The organism is Candidatus Pelagisphaera phototrophica, from assembly GCF_014529625.1.
Taxonomy (GTDB): Bacteria; Verrucomicrobiota; Verrucomicrobiia; order Opitutales; family Opitutaceae; genus Pelagisphaera; species Pelagisphaera phototrophica.
Genome location: NZ_CP076039.1, coordinates 2,303,272 through 2,320,185, shown reverse-complemented (window position 1 = coordinate 2,320,185; position 16,914 = coordinate 2,303,272). Strand labels below are relative to the sequence as shown.

13 protein-coding genes are annotated in these 16,914 nt (G+C 51.1%); 2 read left to right on the top strand and 11 right to left on the bottom strand.

Going from position 1 to position 16,914, the window contains the following annotated elements:
* The first annotated feature begins 265 nt into the window (after positions 1-265).
* Complete coding sequence (locus GA004_RS09925; protein ID WP_283393702.1) at positions 266-1,819, top strand: aldehyde dehydrogenase family protein; 1,554 nt, start codon at positions 266-268, stop codon at positions 1,817-1,819.
* A 182-nt stretch (positions 1,820-2,001) separates the two neighbouring features.
* Here the strand turns inward: GA004_RS09925 and GA004_RS09920 are convergent, their stop codons facing one another.
* The 9 genes from GA004_RS09920 to GA004_RS09880 all read right to left on the bottom strand — a co-directional run bounded on the left by GA004_RS09920 (position 2,002) and on the right by GA004_RS09880 (position 12,692).
* Positions 2,002-2,574, bottom strand: a complete 573-nt coding sequence (locus GA004_RS09920) for a 3-keto-disaccharide hydrolase (protein ID WP_283393701.1) — start codon at positions 2,572-2,574, stop codon at positions 2,002-2,004.
* A gap of 495 nt (positions 2,575-3,069) precedes the next feature.
* Positions 3,070-3,888 carry a ThuA domain-containing protein gene (locus GA004_RS09915; protein WP_283393700.1) on the bottom strand — a complete coding sequence of 273 codons (819 nt, stop codon included), beginning with the start codon at positions 3,886-3,888 and terminating at the stop codon, positions 3,070-3,072.
* 335 nt (positions 3,889-4,223) lie between these two features.
* Positions 4,224-5,795: a DUF5916 domain-containing protein gene (locus tag GA004_RS09910; RefSeq protein WP_283393699.1), complete on the bottom strand. Its 1,572-nt coding sequence runs from the start codon at positions 5,793-5,795 to the stop codon at positions 4,224-4,226.
* Positions 5,796-6,110: 315 nt separating this feature from the next.
* Entirely contained in the window at positions 6,111-6,482 is a 372-nt protein-coding gene (locus GA004_RS09905) for a DOMON domain-containing protein (protein ID WP_283393698.1), read from the bottom strand.
* A 182-nt stretch (positions 6,483-6,664) separates the two neighbouring features.
* Positions 6,665-7,429, bottom strand: a complete 765-nt coding sequence (locus GA004_RS09900; protein ID WP_283393697.1) for a nitrilase-related carbon-nitrogen hydrolase — start codon at positions 7,427-7,429, stop codon at positions 6,665-6,667.
* 373 nt (positions 7,430-7,802) lie between these two features.
* Positions 7,803-9,293, bottom strand: a complete 1,491-nt coding sequence (locus GA004_RS09895) for a sodium:solute symporter family transporter (RefSeq protein WP_283393696.1) — start codon at positions 9,291-9,293, stop codon at positions 7,803-7,805.
* A 270-nt stretch (positions 9,294-9,563) separates the two neighbouring features.
* The gene (locus tag GA004_RS09890) at positions 9,564-10,877 is read right to left on the bottom strand and encodes a Gfo/Idh/MocA family protein (RefSeq protein WP_283393695.1); all 1,314 of its coding nucleotides are present in this window, start codon (positions 10,875-10,877) and stop codon (positions 9,564-9,566) included.
* Between the two features lie 191 nt (positions 10,878-11,068).
* A complete protein-coding gene (locus tag GA004_RS09885; protein ID WP_283396973.1) occupies positions 11,069-11,662 on the bottom strand; it encodes an LON peptidase substrate-binding domain-containing protein in 594 nt (197 codons plus the stop codon).
* A gap of 112 nt (positions 11,663-11,774) precedes the next feature.
* Positions 11,775-12,692, bottom strand: a complete 918-nt coding sequence (locus tag GA004_RS09880) for a hydroxypyruvate isomerase family protein (protein ID WP_283393694.1) — start codon at positions 12,690-12,692, stop codon at positions 11,775-11,777.
* A gap of 438 nt (positions 12,693-13,130) precedes the next feature.
* Here GA004_RS09880 and GA004_RS09875 point away from each other — a divergent pair, with 438 nt between their 5' ends.
* Positions 13,131-13,499 (top strand): hypothetical protein, encoded by a 369-nt coding sequence (locus GA004_RS09875; RefSeq protein WP_283393693.1) that lies wholly within the window; start codon positions 13,131-13,133, stop codon positions 13,497-13,499.
* A gap of 124 nt (positions 13,500-13,623) precedes the next feature.
* On the opposite strand, the gene GA004_RS09870 is transcribed toward GA004_RS09875, so the two are convergent.
* Entirely contained in the window at positions 13,624-15,324 is a 1,701-nt protein-coding gene (locus GA004_RS09870) for a solute:sodium symporter family transporter (RefSeq protein ID WP_283393692.1), read from the bottom strand.
* 420 nt (positions 15,325-15,744) lie between these two features.
* Positions 15,745-16,848 (bottom strand): S-methyl-5-thioribose-1-phosphate isomerase, encoded by a 1,104-nt coding sequence (gene mtnA / locus GA004_RS09865; RefSeq protein WP_283393691.1) that lies wholly within the window; start codon positions 16,846-16,848, stop codon positions 15,745-15,747.
* Positions 16,849-16,914: the final 66 nt, after the last annotated feature.

Sequence of the window (16,914 nt, the reverse complement as noted above, 5' to 3'; positions counted from 1 at the left end):
TCCTCCCGCCAAAAGCGGAACCATTACCACTTGAGCGCTGTTGGAAAGCAATGTGAGGTAAACAAACCCTGGCATACTCGGTGTTGTCCAGACTAGCGGGACGCCAGTATCCAGACGGCGATTGCTCGATAGCACCAGTGATTTCGGAAATCATTGCTGCGGTGGTCGATAATAGCGGTTTTAGGTTTGCGGAAAAATCATCTTCTACGATAACTTAGACGAGAGACCAATCAAATCATAGTTTAATCATTAGGAGGCAAAATCTATGTCCACAGCTGCACTTAACCCCACCGATATTCAGGCCTTTACGGCGGAAGACTTTTCCCCGCCCGACGCATTCGTCAACTTTTGCTCAAACGGAGGGCAACCCCTTGACAGCATTATTGGCGGAAAGCGAGTACCCGGCTCTATGAATGCCGCGATCGACGTTATTAATCCCGGGACAAAAGAGGTGCTAGCCCGCGTCGCGGAGATGGGGTATGACGAAGTGAACTTGGCAGTTGAGTGTGGATACCAGGCCTACCATAGAGGCTGGAAAAACACTTCAGTAGAAGAGAGAGCCGCTCTCATTCTCAAGTTGGTCGAGCTTTTCGAGCGTGATAAGGATGTGTTCCTAGCTTGTGAGATCTTAAACGGAGGCAAGGTGTCCGAACTAGCCGAGGGCGACATGGGTGTAGTACGTGGATCAGCCGAGTATTTCGTAGGCATTGCTCGGAAGGCGTTATTCGGCGACAGCGAAGTTACACTTGTCGGCAAGAGTATGAATGCCTATACACACGTAGAACCATGGGGTGTCGTCGCGGGAATAATTCCCTGGAATTACCCGGTAGTGCTTACGGCTTGGTTTATGATGCCCGCCCTGATGGCAGGAAATTGCATCATTATAAAGCCGAGCGAAGAAACCCCTCTCAGCGCCCTCTATTTGGCAAAGTTGGCGGAGGAAGCGGGATTTCCAGCCGGAGTTATCAACGTACTTCCCGGGCGAGGTGAATTGACCGGAAAATTCATTTCAGAGCACCCAGGGATACGCTATATCTCGTTTACCGGGTCGCCGGGTGTGGGACAGGCCATCCTCCAAGCCGCGGATAAGCATGGCACGCGGGTAAAGCGGGAAATGGGCGGAAATGGATCGGCTATTGTTTGCGCAGATGCCGATCCGGAGCTGGTCGCTCGCATGATTGGGCGAAACGTCAATCAGCACTATGGGCAGACATGCTCGACGATTCATCGTGTCTTCGCGGAACGCTCGGTATTCGACGATTTTCTACAAGCCTCAGAAGTTTTCTTCAAGGAGCTGGTCATCGGTAATCAGGCGGAGAGGGGAACCCAGTTGGGGCCCGTCATAAATTCGCGTCAGCCACAGCGGATAATGGAAGGAATCGCCTTTGCCAAAGCCAAAGGAGCCGACGCAATTCTCGAGGGGGGGCATACTTTGGTTCCTGGACACGATGGATATTACCTGAAGCCGACTTTGCTCCGGTCGCCTGCTGGCTCAAATTGCAATCCCTCTGAGGTCTTTCATGCCTTCGTCAATGTACAGCCGGTCGATTCAGTAGAACAAGCATTGCAGTTTGCTAACAACACGTTGTATGGGTTAGGTTCAAGTGTCTGGACAAAGGATCTCGAATTGGGACAGCGAATCGCCAAGCAGTTCAGGGATGGTACGGGTCAGGTCAATTGCCACAACACCGTAGCGGACGGAATTCCGTATGCAGGACAAGGAATTTCGGGTGGCCCTGGGGGTGGTGTCAGCTGCGCAGACACCTTGCGAGACTACCTTCAAACCAAGGCCATCTACATTTCTGAGTATCCAGGATAGAACTATCACTAGCGACACGTAGGAGGTGTTTTGCACCACGATTGAAAGGGAAGTTATCGCGGTGTACAACCGCTCCTTCAGTGGTTACCTGATACTAAGTCGCTTCACGACTCATGATGCTGGCTCGATATCGAACCAGCATTTAGCAAAGCGTATCCCATTTAAAAACCATCAATTTACCATCAAAGCTCCCGCACACGCACATTGCGGAATTTGAGGGTGCCCCCTGCGCATTGAAGAGTGAACGGTCCACTGCTATGGGTGTCGTCTATGAATTCCGCTGTGGTCACTCCATTCAAGATTACGGTGAACTTATCTCCGTCCGCCGTAATGTCATAGGTATTCCACTGATTGGGCGTATTGATAATTTCTGACGGAGCGGCATGATTCACGACGCCTCCAGTGCGATAGGTCTGATCGGGTCGCGTATCAAAAATATTCACTTCGTAGGCGTTCGTGTCGGTGATGTTCTTCGGGTCGGATGCACGAATAAAGATGCCGCTATTAGCTCCTTCATCGGTCCAGAATTCGAGCTGAATTTGAAAATTGGCGAAGCTCTGCTTCGTGACGAGTTGGCCGGTTCCCGAATCGACAACAAATAGGCCGTCCTCGATGCGCCAATTACCGTCTCCCATCTGATTCCAAGCGTCGAAACTCCCTGAAAGATCGTTCCAGCCCTCTGATTCGTTGCTTGTAGAACAGGCAGACAGGAGTAGGAGGCAGATTGTAATAATTATGGAATTAAAAATTTTCATATTAGGATTTATTTTATTCAGATAAAGACGCTGCCGCCCTCTTTTTGATACTCTGGCATGACAGCAGATTGAATCGAGTCAAGAGGAGGACTTACGAGGTTTTCACTCCGCTCTTGATCATCTGGTTAGCAGCGGCTGTAGCGTCGGAAATGCGGAACGATTGCTATGCCTCTAATACAATCCGGTTATGAGTGCTAAGGTGCCGTTTTAAATTAGTGAGCTGGCTAGGTTGATGGTGGCATCCTCATTGTCAGTGCAAACGCTCTAGCAAAATTATGGCTCGAATTGCTTGAAGCCATTGGGCGTAGAGGGATGAGACTGTATCAATGTTAATTCGATTTGCGGAAAATTAATGGTGTAGTGCAGGGAGTGGAAGGGTTTAGTAAGCTATATTGACCAGTCGTTTTAACGAAATGCGTATAAATTGGCATCACTATGATCTCGCGAAGCGTACCCTTTGAAGAATTTCGATTATTGCACACGGGCAACCGACCTCTACTTTAGGTAGTTGTCGTTGAGCTTATTGCAGGACCAGAGCAGCCCTCGGGTTACGAGATCTAAGTAGCGTTCATCCGCAACCGTTTCGTCAAAGTGTCCGATGGTAGTACTGAAAACCCGTGTGCCGTGGTACTCGTTGGTCCAGACCACCACTGCTTCGTCGTTCTTTGCCGCGATCACGTTCCCGTTCTTAGCCGAGCGCTTAGGTTGGAATTGAAATCCTTTCGCGAGCGCTTTCGCAGTAGGGAAGACCTGAACATTATTGTAGAGCTCTTCCTCGATGGTTGCCCAATCCTCAAGCGTCTTGGTGATTGGATGCTCCGTGTTGGTAAAGCTAATCGCGATCGGTTCCTTGGGGCCGTGACCGCTGGACTGAATCCCAAGGTAGTCGAACCAGAGATTGTCGTCGGTGCCAGGTTCTGCGGGCATTCTGTGATTGCCTACCCGGTAACTGTGCATAGCACAGTGTAGGTTCACGCCCGGAATACCATTTCTGTGCGGAGCGAGTACACCATTGAGAACGGATAAATCGGCCATCCCAGCGGCGCATTCGTCGTGAACGACAACGTCGTAGCCCTTGGCGTAGTTAGGGTTGCGGTAGATAGAGAGTGGAGGGTTGTTGCTGGAGTCGTCCGTGTGTACTTGGTCAACCACAACATTTGCCCGAGTTTCTAGACCTTTCTTGATAACATTCTTCTGCGTCGCATAAGAATGGCAACAACCGCCGGTAATCAGAAGTACCTTGAGCGGCTTGGAAGACTTTTGGGCCTGGAGCGGCGAGGCGAGTGCAATCAGCAACGCCGATGCAGAAAGCATAAGGGATGAGATTCGAGAACGAGTAGTAGTCATCATAGGCATCTTAATACTACAAACGTCTCGAGCACGATGTACAAGCTACTAATCGGTCAATGCCCAAACTTATGATGGCGAGGGCCTTGCAAAGTAAAATTTCATATTTCGAAGTTTGAATCTGTTGGGAGTTCCAAGAATACACCAATCAGCCATATCTTAAATCCATCTTTGGACGAAAATCCTCCATCCACCGAGCGGCAAGCAAAACGAGAGTCTCCTTTAGGGATTTGATCTCCTGCTGGGCTGGACTAAAGCGTCGCTAGATCGCACGCATGGCGATAGCCTATGAAGCGTGCCTTCTAAAATCTAAATGTGTACTGGAATTTTGTAGACACTTTAGTATCTTGCACTTGGAAGCTGAACCCACCCATTGGGTCCTGGATCCAGCCTTGATTGAAGACGAGGAAAAGGTCGCGTCCGGGCTGAATAGTCCAGCGCATGCGGCTCTGCCAACCTAGGTTGCGCGAGCGATTGTCGTACTGAATCAGATTCGTAAAGGAGAGAAACGGGGACACGGCATAGTCGATGTTGGATGTGATGACTCGCGTGATGAAGTTGCCTTCTGGCAAATGAGCAAATGTCTGGTTAGCAGCGAGGGAGATGTTGAATTTCGGGGGTAGCTTGTATGTCAGTAGGGCGGAAACCTGTTCGGCCGTACCAGACCAGAAGTCACCGACACTACCGCTGACGAAAGCGGTGACCTGGCGTTTTCGGGCGGAAGCGAACGTGAATTTATATCGATTATTAGTGTACTCGCCCGGCTGGAGAATGACGCCAGGGGAGATCTGGAAGGGCGTAAAGAGCCGTTCATAGGTGCGGTCATAGTCGCCAAAGGCGTGAACCGAGTCTCCCGATCTGAAATGCCAGTCCAGGGGGGTGATGTGCAACTCTCGACTCTCCACCATGCCATTGTCGAGATTTTCAAATTCGGTGTAGAAAATGTCGTGAAACATCTGCTGGATGTCCAGGAAGTTCTTCGGTCGAGGATTGTAGCTCAATCCAACGCGGTATAGCCGGACATTGTTCCTCTGGACAAAGCCAAGGGCAGGGTTGAAATCGTCTTCGATAACGCGATACACAGCTTCCCCCACATACTTGTCATTGGGGAAATGGGCCGTTAAACCATAGGATTTATTTTGGTCGGAGTCCTCGCCGTTGTCGCTCTTAGCGGCATAGGCATTTACGGCAAAGTTCTGCGAGTTGCCCAGGAAATCTGAGGTGGCAAATCGGGCATCCACTCCATAAGTGCTTGCCGACGCTCCGGAGGAAGAATTGCCGTTGGTAAAGATGCCTCCGATGTAGGACTGCTCGAAGATGTTCTGCTTAAACCTACCCACCATCAAGTTCTCGCTGTCAACCAACGAGGTCGATCCGGTTAGGACATTGAGCACACCGAGTTCTGTGCGACCGACTTTTCCAGTGAGTTTGACCCCGGCATCCAGCGGAACCTCCTGACCGCCCACCAATCCAATTCTACGGCTGAAAAAGGGGAAGACGTCCGCACTCGCTGAAGGAGTGCCTCCGGGGGACTGGGGACCTGTACTGGCAAATGCGAATACACCCGCATCCTCTAGAAAGAAGGATCGTTTTTCAGGGAAGCGAATGGAAAAGCGCCCAAGATTGATCTGTCTCTCGTCAACTTCAGTTTCCCCAAAGTCCGTATTGATCGTGCCGGTGAGCTTAAGACTAGGGGTGATGTTGTAGGAGATGTCCACGCCCGGCTCAGCGTCAAAACCGTCATCGCTCGAGGTGTCCGAATCAAGCCAGCTGGCAGCTACGAAGGGACGAACGTCAAGTCCAATGCCTTGGTTGAGACCCTCAAGATTGGTGATCTTCCCCGCTTCCGCAATCTGGAGAAAATCCGTTTCCAAACGAGCGCTGCTCCAGCGTGACTGCTCCTGTTTGCGGATGACGTTTCTTTCCAGATTGAATCCCCATTCACTTGATTCTGCCGGGAAATTGAGACTTTTAAAGGGAATGGCGATTTCCGCTACCCAGCCGAAGTCGGTGCGTTTGGTGCGGACTTCCCAGATGGCGTTCCAGTCCGTGTTGAGGTCTTCATTGTCGTAGGCTAGCCCGTCAACGAAGGCTCCCGCAGGGTTGGTAGCGAAGTAGAATGCGTTTCGCTGGTCTCGAAAGGTATCGAGAACAATCTCCAGTGTGTCGTCAGAGTTGAGGGACCCGTCTCACTCCATGACTGTACCGATGACTTTGTCGGGCTCTGAATCGTAGGCGACTACTCCAATATAGAGATTGTTGGCATCGTAGAGAAGGGTCGCTTCGGTGCGCTCGGTAGGAGCCTGGCCCGTGTCGGGTTGGCGCTGAACGAGTTCCCCGATTTTAGGCACTTCCTTCCAGATCGCTTCATCAAGAACGCCGTCGACTGTGAGCCTGTCCGTTACCTGAGTCACGGCAACGGTACGTGTCTCGCTCTGAGCAAAAATTTTGAAGGGAAAGAGAGCTATCGCTGATAGTGTAACGAGAAGAAAAGTCAGTCGCTGGTAGCTTCTAGGAATAGTCTTCACGAGTTTGTAGTGAGCGAAAGTAGACTTTACCAAATGGGGTGGGGGAATACGCGAAAACTCGGCGGAGAATGGGCTTAGGTCGATCTCAAACTCCTCCGTTTGGACGAGATTATAGAAGTGGATATCCCGTAAAGCAAGTTTATATTAATTTAAGTGGGCCCATTTTGATACAGGTTCGCTTATTTCTTGCCCAGTCACTTTTGCGACTTTGGTTCCTAAATCTTCATGTCTCCGAGGGCTCGAAACTCTTCCCGCCATTCGGTTGCAGTTTGCGGATGGATGTCTGCAGAGATACAACATGAGCCAATGCCAGCGAGTGCTAGCTGCGTTCCATGGGGATCGAAAATGACTGAGTGTCCAGGATAGTTGAATTTGGGATCTTTGCCGACGCGATTGACCCCGATGGTAAAGGCTTGGTTCTCAATCGCCCGAGCTTTCAACAGGGTGACCCAGTGATCAACGCGCGAGTCCGGCCAATTGGCGATCACTGGGAAGAGATCCGCTCCGGCTTTGACGCTCCTGCGAAATAGTTCCGGGAAGCGGAGGTCGTAGCAAATAACCGGGCACACTTTAAATCCCTGCCAGTCGAAGAGGAGAATGTCTTTACCGGACTCATAGTGGTCTGATTCGCCTGTATAGCTGAAGCAGTGGTTTTTCTGATAGTGCCCAATTCTATGTCCGGAAGGATCGAATACGGATAATTCATTGCTGCCTTTACCGTCCGCCAATTGGTAAACCAATCCACCCAGTGTCCATGACTCATATTCTTGAGCGATTTCGGCGAGAAAGCTTTCGGTTAGGGAAGGGGTGGCTTCCGCGACGCGAGCGACGTTCATACTAAAGCCACTCGAGAACATCTCCGGCAAAACGATGAGCGCTCCCGGTTTGATTTCGTATTCCGAAAGAAGTGTTCGAATCGCGTCGAAATTTGCTTCGCGGTTTTCCCATTGGATGTTGTATTGGCAGGCGATGAGTTGCATGTTCTAAGGATGAAGGTGTAAGTTGGTGGGCTGTTAGCTAAATTCCAATCGCTGACTTTTTTCTGTCATGGAATTAACCTGATTTCTAGAGTTGCTTATTTGCGGGGGACATGCAATAAGCGAAGCGTTAATGGGAATCAGTAAATGTGTTATTTGATCTTCGCCATGCGGCCGAGTTCCTTCGCTTTGCTCAGTCGTCCGCCGACTTATCGGGGCAAGCTGTCGCCTGCATGTTTCCGATTAGCAGAAATAAGGTTCGAAATAAATGGAAGGGTGTCAGTCTTAAAAAACCTTCTCGCTCGCAGGGGCACCTATTTGCCCTGCAGGCCCGACAAGCGAAGCGGTGCCCCAAACAAGAATCCGGACAAAAGGCTTATGAACTTGAGGCGTTGTTTTTCAGCAACGGACGTCCGGGTAGCGATCCAACGAGGAAGGTGAGTGAAACACCGAAGAGCATGGGCCATTGCCAGGCCAGATCTACGACTTTGGATTCTGAGAGGAATAGGAGAGTCGCTGTGCAAACGCTTCCGCCCAGCATGGCGACCAGATTCCATCGGTCGCTACCTCTATTGGTCAGAAGTCCAACGAGAAACACTCCGAGCAGGCCGCTGTAGGTGACTCCCGCGATTTTGAAGGCCAGCCAAATGAACTGGCCTCCATTTTGCAGGCTCCAAGCAATGGATACGAGCACGATTGCGATTAGCACCATGAATCCGCGGGCGATCCAAACATGTCGCTGCGAGTTCTCGGTATTTCCAAGCAGGGGACGATACAGGTCCACTACAATAGATGAACTGAGAGCGGCGAGGGCGCTGTCCAAGCTCGACATGGCGGCAGCGAGGACCCCGCAAAGGAGGAGTCCTTTTAGCCCATTGGGTAAGGCCGTACCGATAAAGTGTGGAAATACCTTGTCTGAATCGACGGATGAGATTTCACCCGCTATCTTGAGGGGTAGGGAAGCATCGGGGAACTGCGCGTAGTATGCGAAGAGTCCCACACCGATGAGAAGAAAAAGGGCGGCGACAGGAAGCGAAATGAATCCACTTAGAATAATTCCCTTGCGAGCTTGCCCGAGGTTTTTGCAAGTCAGCATCCTCTGGGTAAAGTCATGGTCCGTACCCTGCATGGCCAGCGTATTGATAAATCCAAATACAGCTGCTAGAAGAAACCAATTGCTATCGGTCCAGAAACTACCGTCCGGAATCCATTGGAAAATTTCCAGCCGTCCCGTTTCTCCGCCTACCTCAAGGATTTGAGACCAGCCAACGGTATCGTGAAGCACCCAGAGCATGGTGGCTCCTGCCGAAAGAAAGATGATAGCCTGTATGCAGTCGGTCCAAATGACTGCCTTGATGCCTCCGATGCCGGCGTAAATGAGGCACAGAGTGGCGAAACCAATCATGGTCCACCCGAAAGGAAGGCCTAGAATCACGTGAAGCCCGGTCGAGGCAATCATGAGTCGCACAGAGGAGGCCATGACTCGTGAAAGCAAAAAGAAACAGGCCGCGGTGTAGTGGCTCGATCCCCCAAATCGGTCCGCCAAGTACTCGTATATAGAAAGGCAGCGGAGCTTGTAGAAGGCTCCTAGAAAAAGAAAGGCGATCGCGAATCGAGCGAGAATCGATCCGACCCCCATTTGCAGATACCCGAGGTTGTCTGCGTAGCCCACTCCCGGTGTACCTAGGAAAGTGGCCGCACTGATTTCGGTGGCAATGAGCGATCCCAGCACGGCGAGCCAAGGGACCTGCCGGCTTCCGACCACATACGACTCCATCGATTCGCGTTCTTGCCCGAAACGGATACCCACTAACACTACTATAACAAAGTAGGCGATGACGATAATCGAATCGAGGAGGGACAACATAGGGAAAGAGGCGTTGCGGAACCAAAACAAGGTCGCCAATCCCGACCTGGACTCAAGCCTTTATCGGAGAGGAACTTTGTGAAGCCCGCCGATCCGACTTTTTCTTTATGAGTAAGTAACTTGAAGCGTGTTGTGACTCCGGGGAGCCGATCGCTTCGCCCGCTACCTTAGAATCCCTCGATGTTCTAGGAACTTGACGGCACGATCTGCTACACGGCATAATTTTACCGTACTCGATGTTTTTCCCAGCGCTAGCCGAAACTGTTATCCCTAAACCAACTTTGTTACACCGGGTACCGCCACCGGCGCGATCGCATGGTCTCCGAATTTCCATTCCTTAGGAGTCAGGTCCAGTTTAGATGCGTTCATGGCCCAGTCCCAGCTAAGGTTGCGACCGGTGTAGGCGGCCATACGGCCAAGAATGGCGGTCATGGTACTTTGAGCGATTCGTTTGCCTTCGTTGATAGTGTTTCCGGAGCGAATCGCGTCTAGCGTATCTTTATATTCCTGTACGGCGGGGTTGGGTCTAGGACCATCGTATTTGAATGGCTTTTTACCCTCAATGGTGACCTTGGCAAAGCTGAGAAAGAGGCGTCCTTCAGTGCCATCGATCCGCATATCGTTTCTCGAGCTAACCCCATCGATCTGAGATCCGATGTGTGTGACCCGTGCTCCGTTGGCGTATTCGTATTCAACGGACACGTGATCCCATACATTGGGGTATATAGAGTCGGTGCGGTTTTGCCGTCCACCCGTGCCGATCGCTTTGACGGGATGCGAGCCCATGACCCAGTCAACGAGGTCAAGGTTGTGCACGTGCTGCTCCACGATAAAGTCTCCGGATCCCCACGTAGTGAATAGCCAGCGGCGCAGCTGCCATTCCATATCGGACCAACTCTTAGAACGGATCGCTTCGCTCTGGCGCCAGTTAGACAAGGCCCCGCCTATACGAGTTGATTGTCCAGACAGAATATCGCCCATGGCACCTTCGCGAATCTGCTCAATCCCAGCCATGATGTGCCGCGCTCTGCGCATTTGCGTACCCGCGACTACGGTCAGTCCTTTGGCTTCGGCGAGCTTGGATGTATTGATGATGTCTCGCACTCCAACTGGATCGACAGCGACCGGCTTTTCGATGAAGACGTGCTTGCCTGCCTCGACCGCTGCCTTGAAGTGGAGGGGTCGGAAAACGGGCGGAGTGGTGAGGATGATAAGATCGACGTCGCAGGCGATGACCTTCTTGTAAGCGTCGAAGCCTGAGAACATCGTGTCTGTCGTTACCTTGTAGATGTCTTTGAAGGGAAGGTTGCGCTTCGCCATGCTCTGGCGAATTCGCTCTTTGGCATCCTCGAGATGATCGGGAAACAGGTCCCCCATGGCGACTAGCTCGATATTGGAATCCGCTTCCGCACAGTCGATGATGCCGGCTCTGCAGCCGCGACCACCCAGTCCGATGAGGCCAATTCTAATTTTATCGTTCGCTCCAGCAGCGTGGAGGTTCTGGGCTCCGACGAGGAGGGAAGCAACGCTGGCAGCACCAGTCGTTTTGATGAATTTGCGTCTCGATATAGGGTCGATGATCATAAGAAACCTTTGGTTTTAAAGAGATTGAAGCGATATTTCACGGGCAATAGCTGATTCGGTAACTATACACCTAGCAAATTGGAATAAACTTCGCAATTATTGTCTCAAATTTTGTAGATCGGATGAAGGGTAGGGCGTGACGGCCCGGCACGCCGGTTTGTTGGAGCTAGAACCACCTGCCCAGACTCAAACTAATTGCGGTCGTCCCGTTCAGCGTTTCGCAATTCGTGCACGAGCTTGTCAAAGCGCTTTTTAACGCTGGGTTCCTCCAAAAGCTCCCTGCGCATTGCGGGATCGAGAATGAACTGCTGAGCGATTACATCGGCGAATGCAGCTGGGCTTTGGGCTACTTGCTCGACGGCATTTTTAACCTGTTCAGCGATCGCATCCGGAAAGTTTTGTAAAGCCAGGTAGACGGCACTGCGCAGGTCATCGACGACCGCCTGAGTTTCGGATTCGGGAACCGAAACCGAGGGAGCCGGTTGAATTGCAGCAAATGGATAGTCTTTTTCGAATAGCCAATCCGTAAATTCGACACGCAGCACTCCGTGAAGGATGAGATTCGAGCGTCCATCCGTTTGTTCTCGAGAGGCTCTAATCAGACCGACGGTCCCAACGGGCGCGGTGCACTCTTGTGGATTGTCGGTCTCTTCCGAAGTGAGCGTTCCCATGCAAATCATGCAGTGGGATTGAAGCGCATCGTCCAGCATTTCCCGATACCGTGGTTCGAAAATGTGTAACGGCTGGACGCCTTGCGGAAAAAGAGTCGCACTGGGAAGAAGAATCGCCCCGCAGCGTTCAGGTAATTGAAGTGAGTTTGTAATGGTGATGATTGAGTTTGAAGACTGAATCTGTAGACGCCCCCGAAAGTCGGGGGCTCCTACGAGATATGGAAATTCATACGTCGCAGAGTTTTGCGGCGTGACGGAGGGCGGCGATGGGGTCGTCCCAGGTGGGAATGAACTCCTGAGCGACGTATCCAGTGTATCCCGTTTTCAGGATTTCTTTTAAAATGGGAGGATAATTGATTTCCTGCGTGTCGTCGAGTTCCCCTCGTCCTGGATTTCCTGCGGTGTGGTAGTGAGCGATGTATTCGTGATATTGCCGTATACGGCGGATGACGTCGCCGTTCATTACCGATACATGGTAGATGTCGAAAAGCAGTTTAAAGTTTTCCGAGCCAACACGCTTTATCAAGTCGACACAAAAGTCCACGTCATCCCCGAAGTATCCCGGGTGTCCTTTCATCGGATGCGTGTCGTCCCGGGAATTGAGGTGCTCGAGGACAATCGTGATTCCGTTCTTTTCCGCGTGCGGAAGTACTTCTTTCCAGGTGTCGATGCAGCCTTGGGCCGCTTTTTCATCGTCCATTCCGTCAAACCGCATTCCCGTAAAAGTAATCACATTCTGGCAGCCGACTTTTTTGGCCAAATCGATTCCTTCGGTGAGCCCTTTGACAACCAGATCGTGGTATTCGGGGTTGCAGGGCCCTTTGGCGAATCCGTGATTCCCCGAAACCAGTGACACTGCCAAGCCCATCTCCATAATAGCGGGATAGTGCTCAGCGGAAATACCTTCCATGGCGACCAGGCCGATTTCCTTGCAGTGCTTGGCCAGAGTCACCGCATCCATGTGATCGCGAAAGCACCAGCCCATGATGGATTGCCGGATGCGTCCGTTGGTCACGAATGAGGTGCTCGTGGTATTTGCCTGCGCTTGGGAGGCGAGCCCGACAGAAGCGATTGAACCTCCTATAATGCCTTTGGCGCTTCGCTTCAAAAGTTCGCGTCGATCGATTGGGTAGTTTGCTTCCATATTAAAATTTGAATTAAACAAGTAATACCACTAGTGACCACGAAGATTAGCAAAGTGTCCAAGTTTTTCGCTCACTTCGGTCGTACAAAATCAAAGCCTGAGTGGTTACTATCTTCGCCTTTGTATTTCTGTTTATAGAAAGCTTTCCAGTTCCCGTCGGGAGTTGGGGCTTCTACAAGGTCGCTCAAGGTAAGATTGTGTTGTTTTCCTGAAATGTTCACTGTTGCCCGGTAGTAGGAATCCAGCCCATTGAACTAAAATACGTAAAATACGTTTTGTCGATTGCCAACCGTTATGCTCTTCCCCGACTAAAGCCATACGTCGGCACTGCCTGCCATACCTGCCAATTCGAGAGAATCTAGTCTTAGCGATTCGATTCGCTCTTAGCTACTAACCAGTTCCTCGTTGATCGATTTCGAGATTTTCTCCTGCGATTTCATGAGTCTATCCAATTCCTTCTGGATTCGGGAACGCTCTTTCTCATCTTTGGTGGCAGCTAGCTCAGAAAGTTTTGCCGCGATCGAGGTAAAATTAGTTTCCTTTTACTCGAGCACAGAATCCAGGGTGGAGCCGAAGGAACCGGTCGATTCCATCGCCCCTTGCACAAGCATCTCAATCACTGTGCCGAAAATCATCCCGAAGGTCGCGCCCCCAATCGCGACGAGGCGGAGCTTCATCTTGGATTTGACCTTAGCCTCGTCGCTCGCCGTATGGGTCGCTTCCTTTGTCCTGGGTGGTGTCGTAGCGACTACTTCCTGTGAATCGGGATTGGAGTTTTCAGGGGATACTTCCGTGGCATCGCTTTAGCTTGGGTAATTTGTTTCCTTTTCCATGTTCAAAGGGGACGTGGAAGCGGTGATTATCTATCAAGATAATACTAAGGAAAACTCGAGATTTGTGAAAACCAAGAAATTAGGCTTAAAAGTAGACGCTATCCCGCACTGGAAACCCTTTTCCGAAACAGCGGAATGCCGAACACGCAAACTGCGATTAAGAGTCCCATAGCGATGTATCCATATTCTATGGTTTTAGGCTTGTCCGATTCCACTAGCCCCCATGAGGAAAAGGAAATGTAGGCACCAATCATCACCAGCATCGCAATGACGCTAACCAGTTTGAAGTGCTTCCAAGGTCGCAGGTCTAGGCCTTCGACGGTCATCGTACGGAACTCGGGTTTGGTTGCCGGGCTAGAGCGTGAGAGGAGGAGCGCAAGCGATATAAAGAAAACGAAAAGCATCGCCATGTAGTGAAGGTAATGCATTTCCGGCTGGATAATAAACATCAGAATGCCGTATACGGTGACGAAGGTGCAGAGGCAAATATTGACGATCTTGGCGGGCGTCCTTCGTGAAAAATAGCCAAGCAGAAGGGCCATCAATATGGGGGCTCCGAAAAGGCTGTCCACCTTTACCATGAATGTAAAAATCCCTTCTGGGAAGTACATGATAAACGGGGCAATGGTCATGGTGGCAATCGCCATGACAAGACCGATGCGCCTGCTTCTTTGAATGACCTCGTCGTCAGTTCGATTCTTTCCAAAAAGAGGTTTGTATACGTCCAATGCGAAAATGGTGACGGAACTATTCAGGACGGAATTGAAAGTACTCAAGACCGTTCCGAAAATGACGGCAGCGAAGAAGCCGACGAAAAAGTTGGGCATGATATCACGTATCAATGTGGGGTATACGAAATCGGGATTCTCGAAATTATTGGCACCATAGAGGTGAAAGGCGATGATTCCCGGGAATGCGATGTAGAGGACGTTCAGAACTTTGAAGAACGAAGCCAACATGATGCCCTTTTGACCCTCTTTAAGGCTCTTGGCCCCGAGTGTCCGCTGGATTATAAACTGGTTAGTTGTCCAGAAGAAGAAGTTGTGAATGAGCATCCCTGTGAAGAGTACTGAAAACGGGATCCCATCGGAGACGTCACCCACTGCATCGAGTATCTCGGTGTTCTTGGTGAGAATCGTTTTGGCTCCTTCGAAAAAATTGTGGTCGCCCACTTGATAGACGCCGATAATGAACACAAGAGCCCCGCCAATAAGAAGACCGACTCCGTTTAAAGTGTCTGAAATAGCCACGCCTTTCAGACCTCCAAAAAGTGCATACACACTGCCAATGCTGCCAAGCACCCATACCACGATCCATATCGCCATTTCATCGCTAAGACCGAACGCCTGAGGAACGTTAAACAAATGGTTGATGGCGATCGATCCTCCATAGAGAGCAACCGGCATGGCGCTGACGATGTAGGAAAACAGAAACATGACCGCCACAATCCGCTGGGTGGACTTGCTAAATCGGCTTTCCAGAAACTCTGGAATCGTGGTAAAACCTCCCTTGAGAAACGTGGGCAGCAGGAATGAGCAAAAGTAGATGAGCACAGGTATGACGGTTACCGTCCAAGCTATGGGGGATAGGTTTCCCTTGTAGACGTTGGCGGTCATGCCGGTGAAATTCGCGGCGCTCAGGTTGGTGAGCATGAGGGATCCGGCGATTACCCATCCATTGAGACTGTTTCCCGCCAGGAAGTAGCCTTTTGAGGAGAGCAGGTTGTCCCGTCGAGTCTTGAGGTAGGTGATCAGGCCGACCAGACCGGTAAAAAAGAGGAAGGATAGAAAAGTGCCCATAAAGTGGTATGCGAAAGTAAGGGATTGATCGGTGCACCGCTGTGCGAACTAAGCAGGACTGAAGGAGATTGAGAGGTTTATGGTTGGAGGTTCAGGGATAATGAGATGGGCGACAATGTTTTTGTGAATGCCGAGAAAATTCAGGGAATGCGGTTAGGGCGAGACCGTCCCACTCCGCCGTTTTGACGTACTCGAAATCGCTTTCTCCTGAAATGCTAGTAGCTCGCAGGAGCGGTTTCACACCGCGATCATGGACGGTCATTTTTGGGACGAGGTTTTGTTAACATGGCGAATGCCTCGTCCCGCGATGAGATCTGGTAAGAATAAGGATGGGGTGACCTATTGGTATCGCGGCGTAATACCGCTACTACGAGCTACTAATGGGTTAATGTATTGGGTTTATAGTGCGATGATTCCTATTCACTTTTCCGGAAACAGTTTTCGGATCGAGGCTTCGTTGGCGTCGCAGATGCCCCTTTCGGTGATTAATCCTGTGACCAGGCGGGCGGGGGTGACGTCGAATGCGTAGTTGGCAGCTGGGGACGTGCCGGGAGAGAGGAGCACGCTTTTTATTTGTCCCTCGCAAAGACCTTCTGCGAATCTGACTTCCTCATCGTCTCTTTGCTCGATCGGGATTTCATTGACACCATCGCGTATGTCCCAGTCAAACGTCGACGAGGGGAGTGCTACGTAAAAGGGGACGTCGTTGTCCTGGGCGGCGAGCGCTTTTAAGTAGGTGCCAATCTTATTGGCCACAGCACCCGAAACAGCGGTTCTATCGGTTCCCGTAAGTACTAGATCAACCATTCCGTGCTGCATGAGGTGTCCACCGACGTTATCAGCGATGATGGTATGGGGCACGCCATGTTGACCCAGCTCCCATGCCGTTAGACGAGCTCCTTGATTGCGAGGACGCGTTTCGTCGACGTAAACATGGACGGCGATACCCGCGTCGTGAGCGGCGTAGATGGGCGCGGTTGCGGAGCCATAATCCACGAAAGCGAGCCAACCCGCATTGCAGTGGGTCAGAATATTGACCGGTTCTCCGTCTTTGGGTTGGCTGATTGCTCTGATGAGCTCGACCCCGTGTTCCCCAATTCTTCGGCAGAAGGCGGCATCCTCGTCAGCGATCTGCTGGGCGGATTCCAATGCGATGCGGATTTTTTCCGATATCCGATCTGCCGCTGCGATGACGTCTATTTGGCGATCAAGCGCCCAAACGAGGTTCACGGCGGTGGGACGAGTCGATTTGAGGGTTTCGTAGGAGGATTGAAGAGATCGCTCAAAGTCTTCGGACTTTTCTGCTTCGAGGGTTGCCAGATACATGCCAAATCCTGCGGCGGCGCCGATTAGCCCCGCCCCGCGGACATGCATTTCCTTAATCGCTCTCGCCATTTCAGTGACACTGGATATGTTTTCGATTTTAAATTCGTGGGGCAGATTCCGCTGATCGATGATCTGAATGGTGCGAGGCTCTCCTTCTTTGAGCCAGATAGTTCGGTAGGGCTTGCCGTTCACGTTCATAAAGAAGAAATTAGGAGGCAGAAGACTCCTATAGCAAAGCAAGAATCAATACCCAGTGGAAGCGGG

Excerpts from the sequence above, each read along its gene's own strand:
- GA004_RS09875 (WP_283393693.1), top strand. The coding sequence starts at position 13,131 with ATGAGTCTATCCAATTCCTTCTGGATTCGGGAACGCTCTTTCTCATCT.
- GA004_RS09900 (WP_283393697.1), bottom strand. The coding sequence starts at position 7,429 with ATGCAACTCATCGCCTGCCAATACAACATCCAATGGGAAAACCGCGAA.
- GA004_RS09925 (WP_283393702.1), top strand. The coding sequence starts at position 266 with ATGTCCACAGCTGCACTTAACCCCACCGATATTCAGGCCTTTACGGCG.
- GA004_RS09890 (WP_283393695.1), bottom strand. The coding sequence starts at position 10,877 with ATGATCATCGACCCTATATCGAGACGCAAATTCATCAAAACGACTGGT.
- GA004_RS09880 (WP_283393694.1), bottom strand. The coding sequence starts at position 12,692 with ATGGAAGCAAACTACCCAATCGATCGACGCGAACTTTTGAAGCGAAGC.
- GA004_RS09870 (WP_283393692.1), bottom strand. The coding sequence starts at position 15,324 with ATGGGCACTTTTCTATCCTTCCTCTTTTTTACCGGTCTGGTCGGCCTG.
- GA004_RS09920 (WP_283393701.1), bottom strand. The coding sequence starts at position 2,574 with ATGAAAATTTTTAATTCCATAATTATTACAATCTGCCTCCTACTCCTG.
- GA004_RS09915 (WP_283393700.1), bottom strand. The coding sequence starts at position 3,888 with ATGCTTTCTGCATCGGCGTTGCTGATTGCACTCGCCTCGCCGCTCCAG.
- mtnA (WP_283393691.1), bottom strand. The coding sequence starts at position 16,848 with ATGAACGTGAACGGCAAGCCCTACCGAACTATCTGGCTCAAAGAAGGA.
- GA004_RS09895 (WP_283393696.1), bottom strand. The coding sequence starts at position 9,293 with ATGTTGTCCCTCCTCGATTCGATTATCGTCATCGCCTACTTTGTTATA.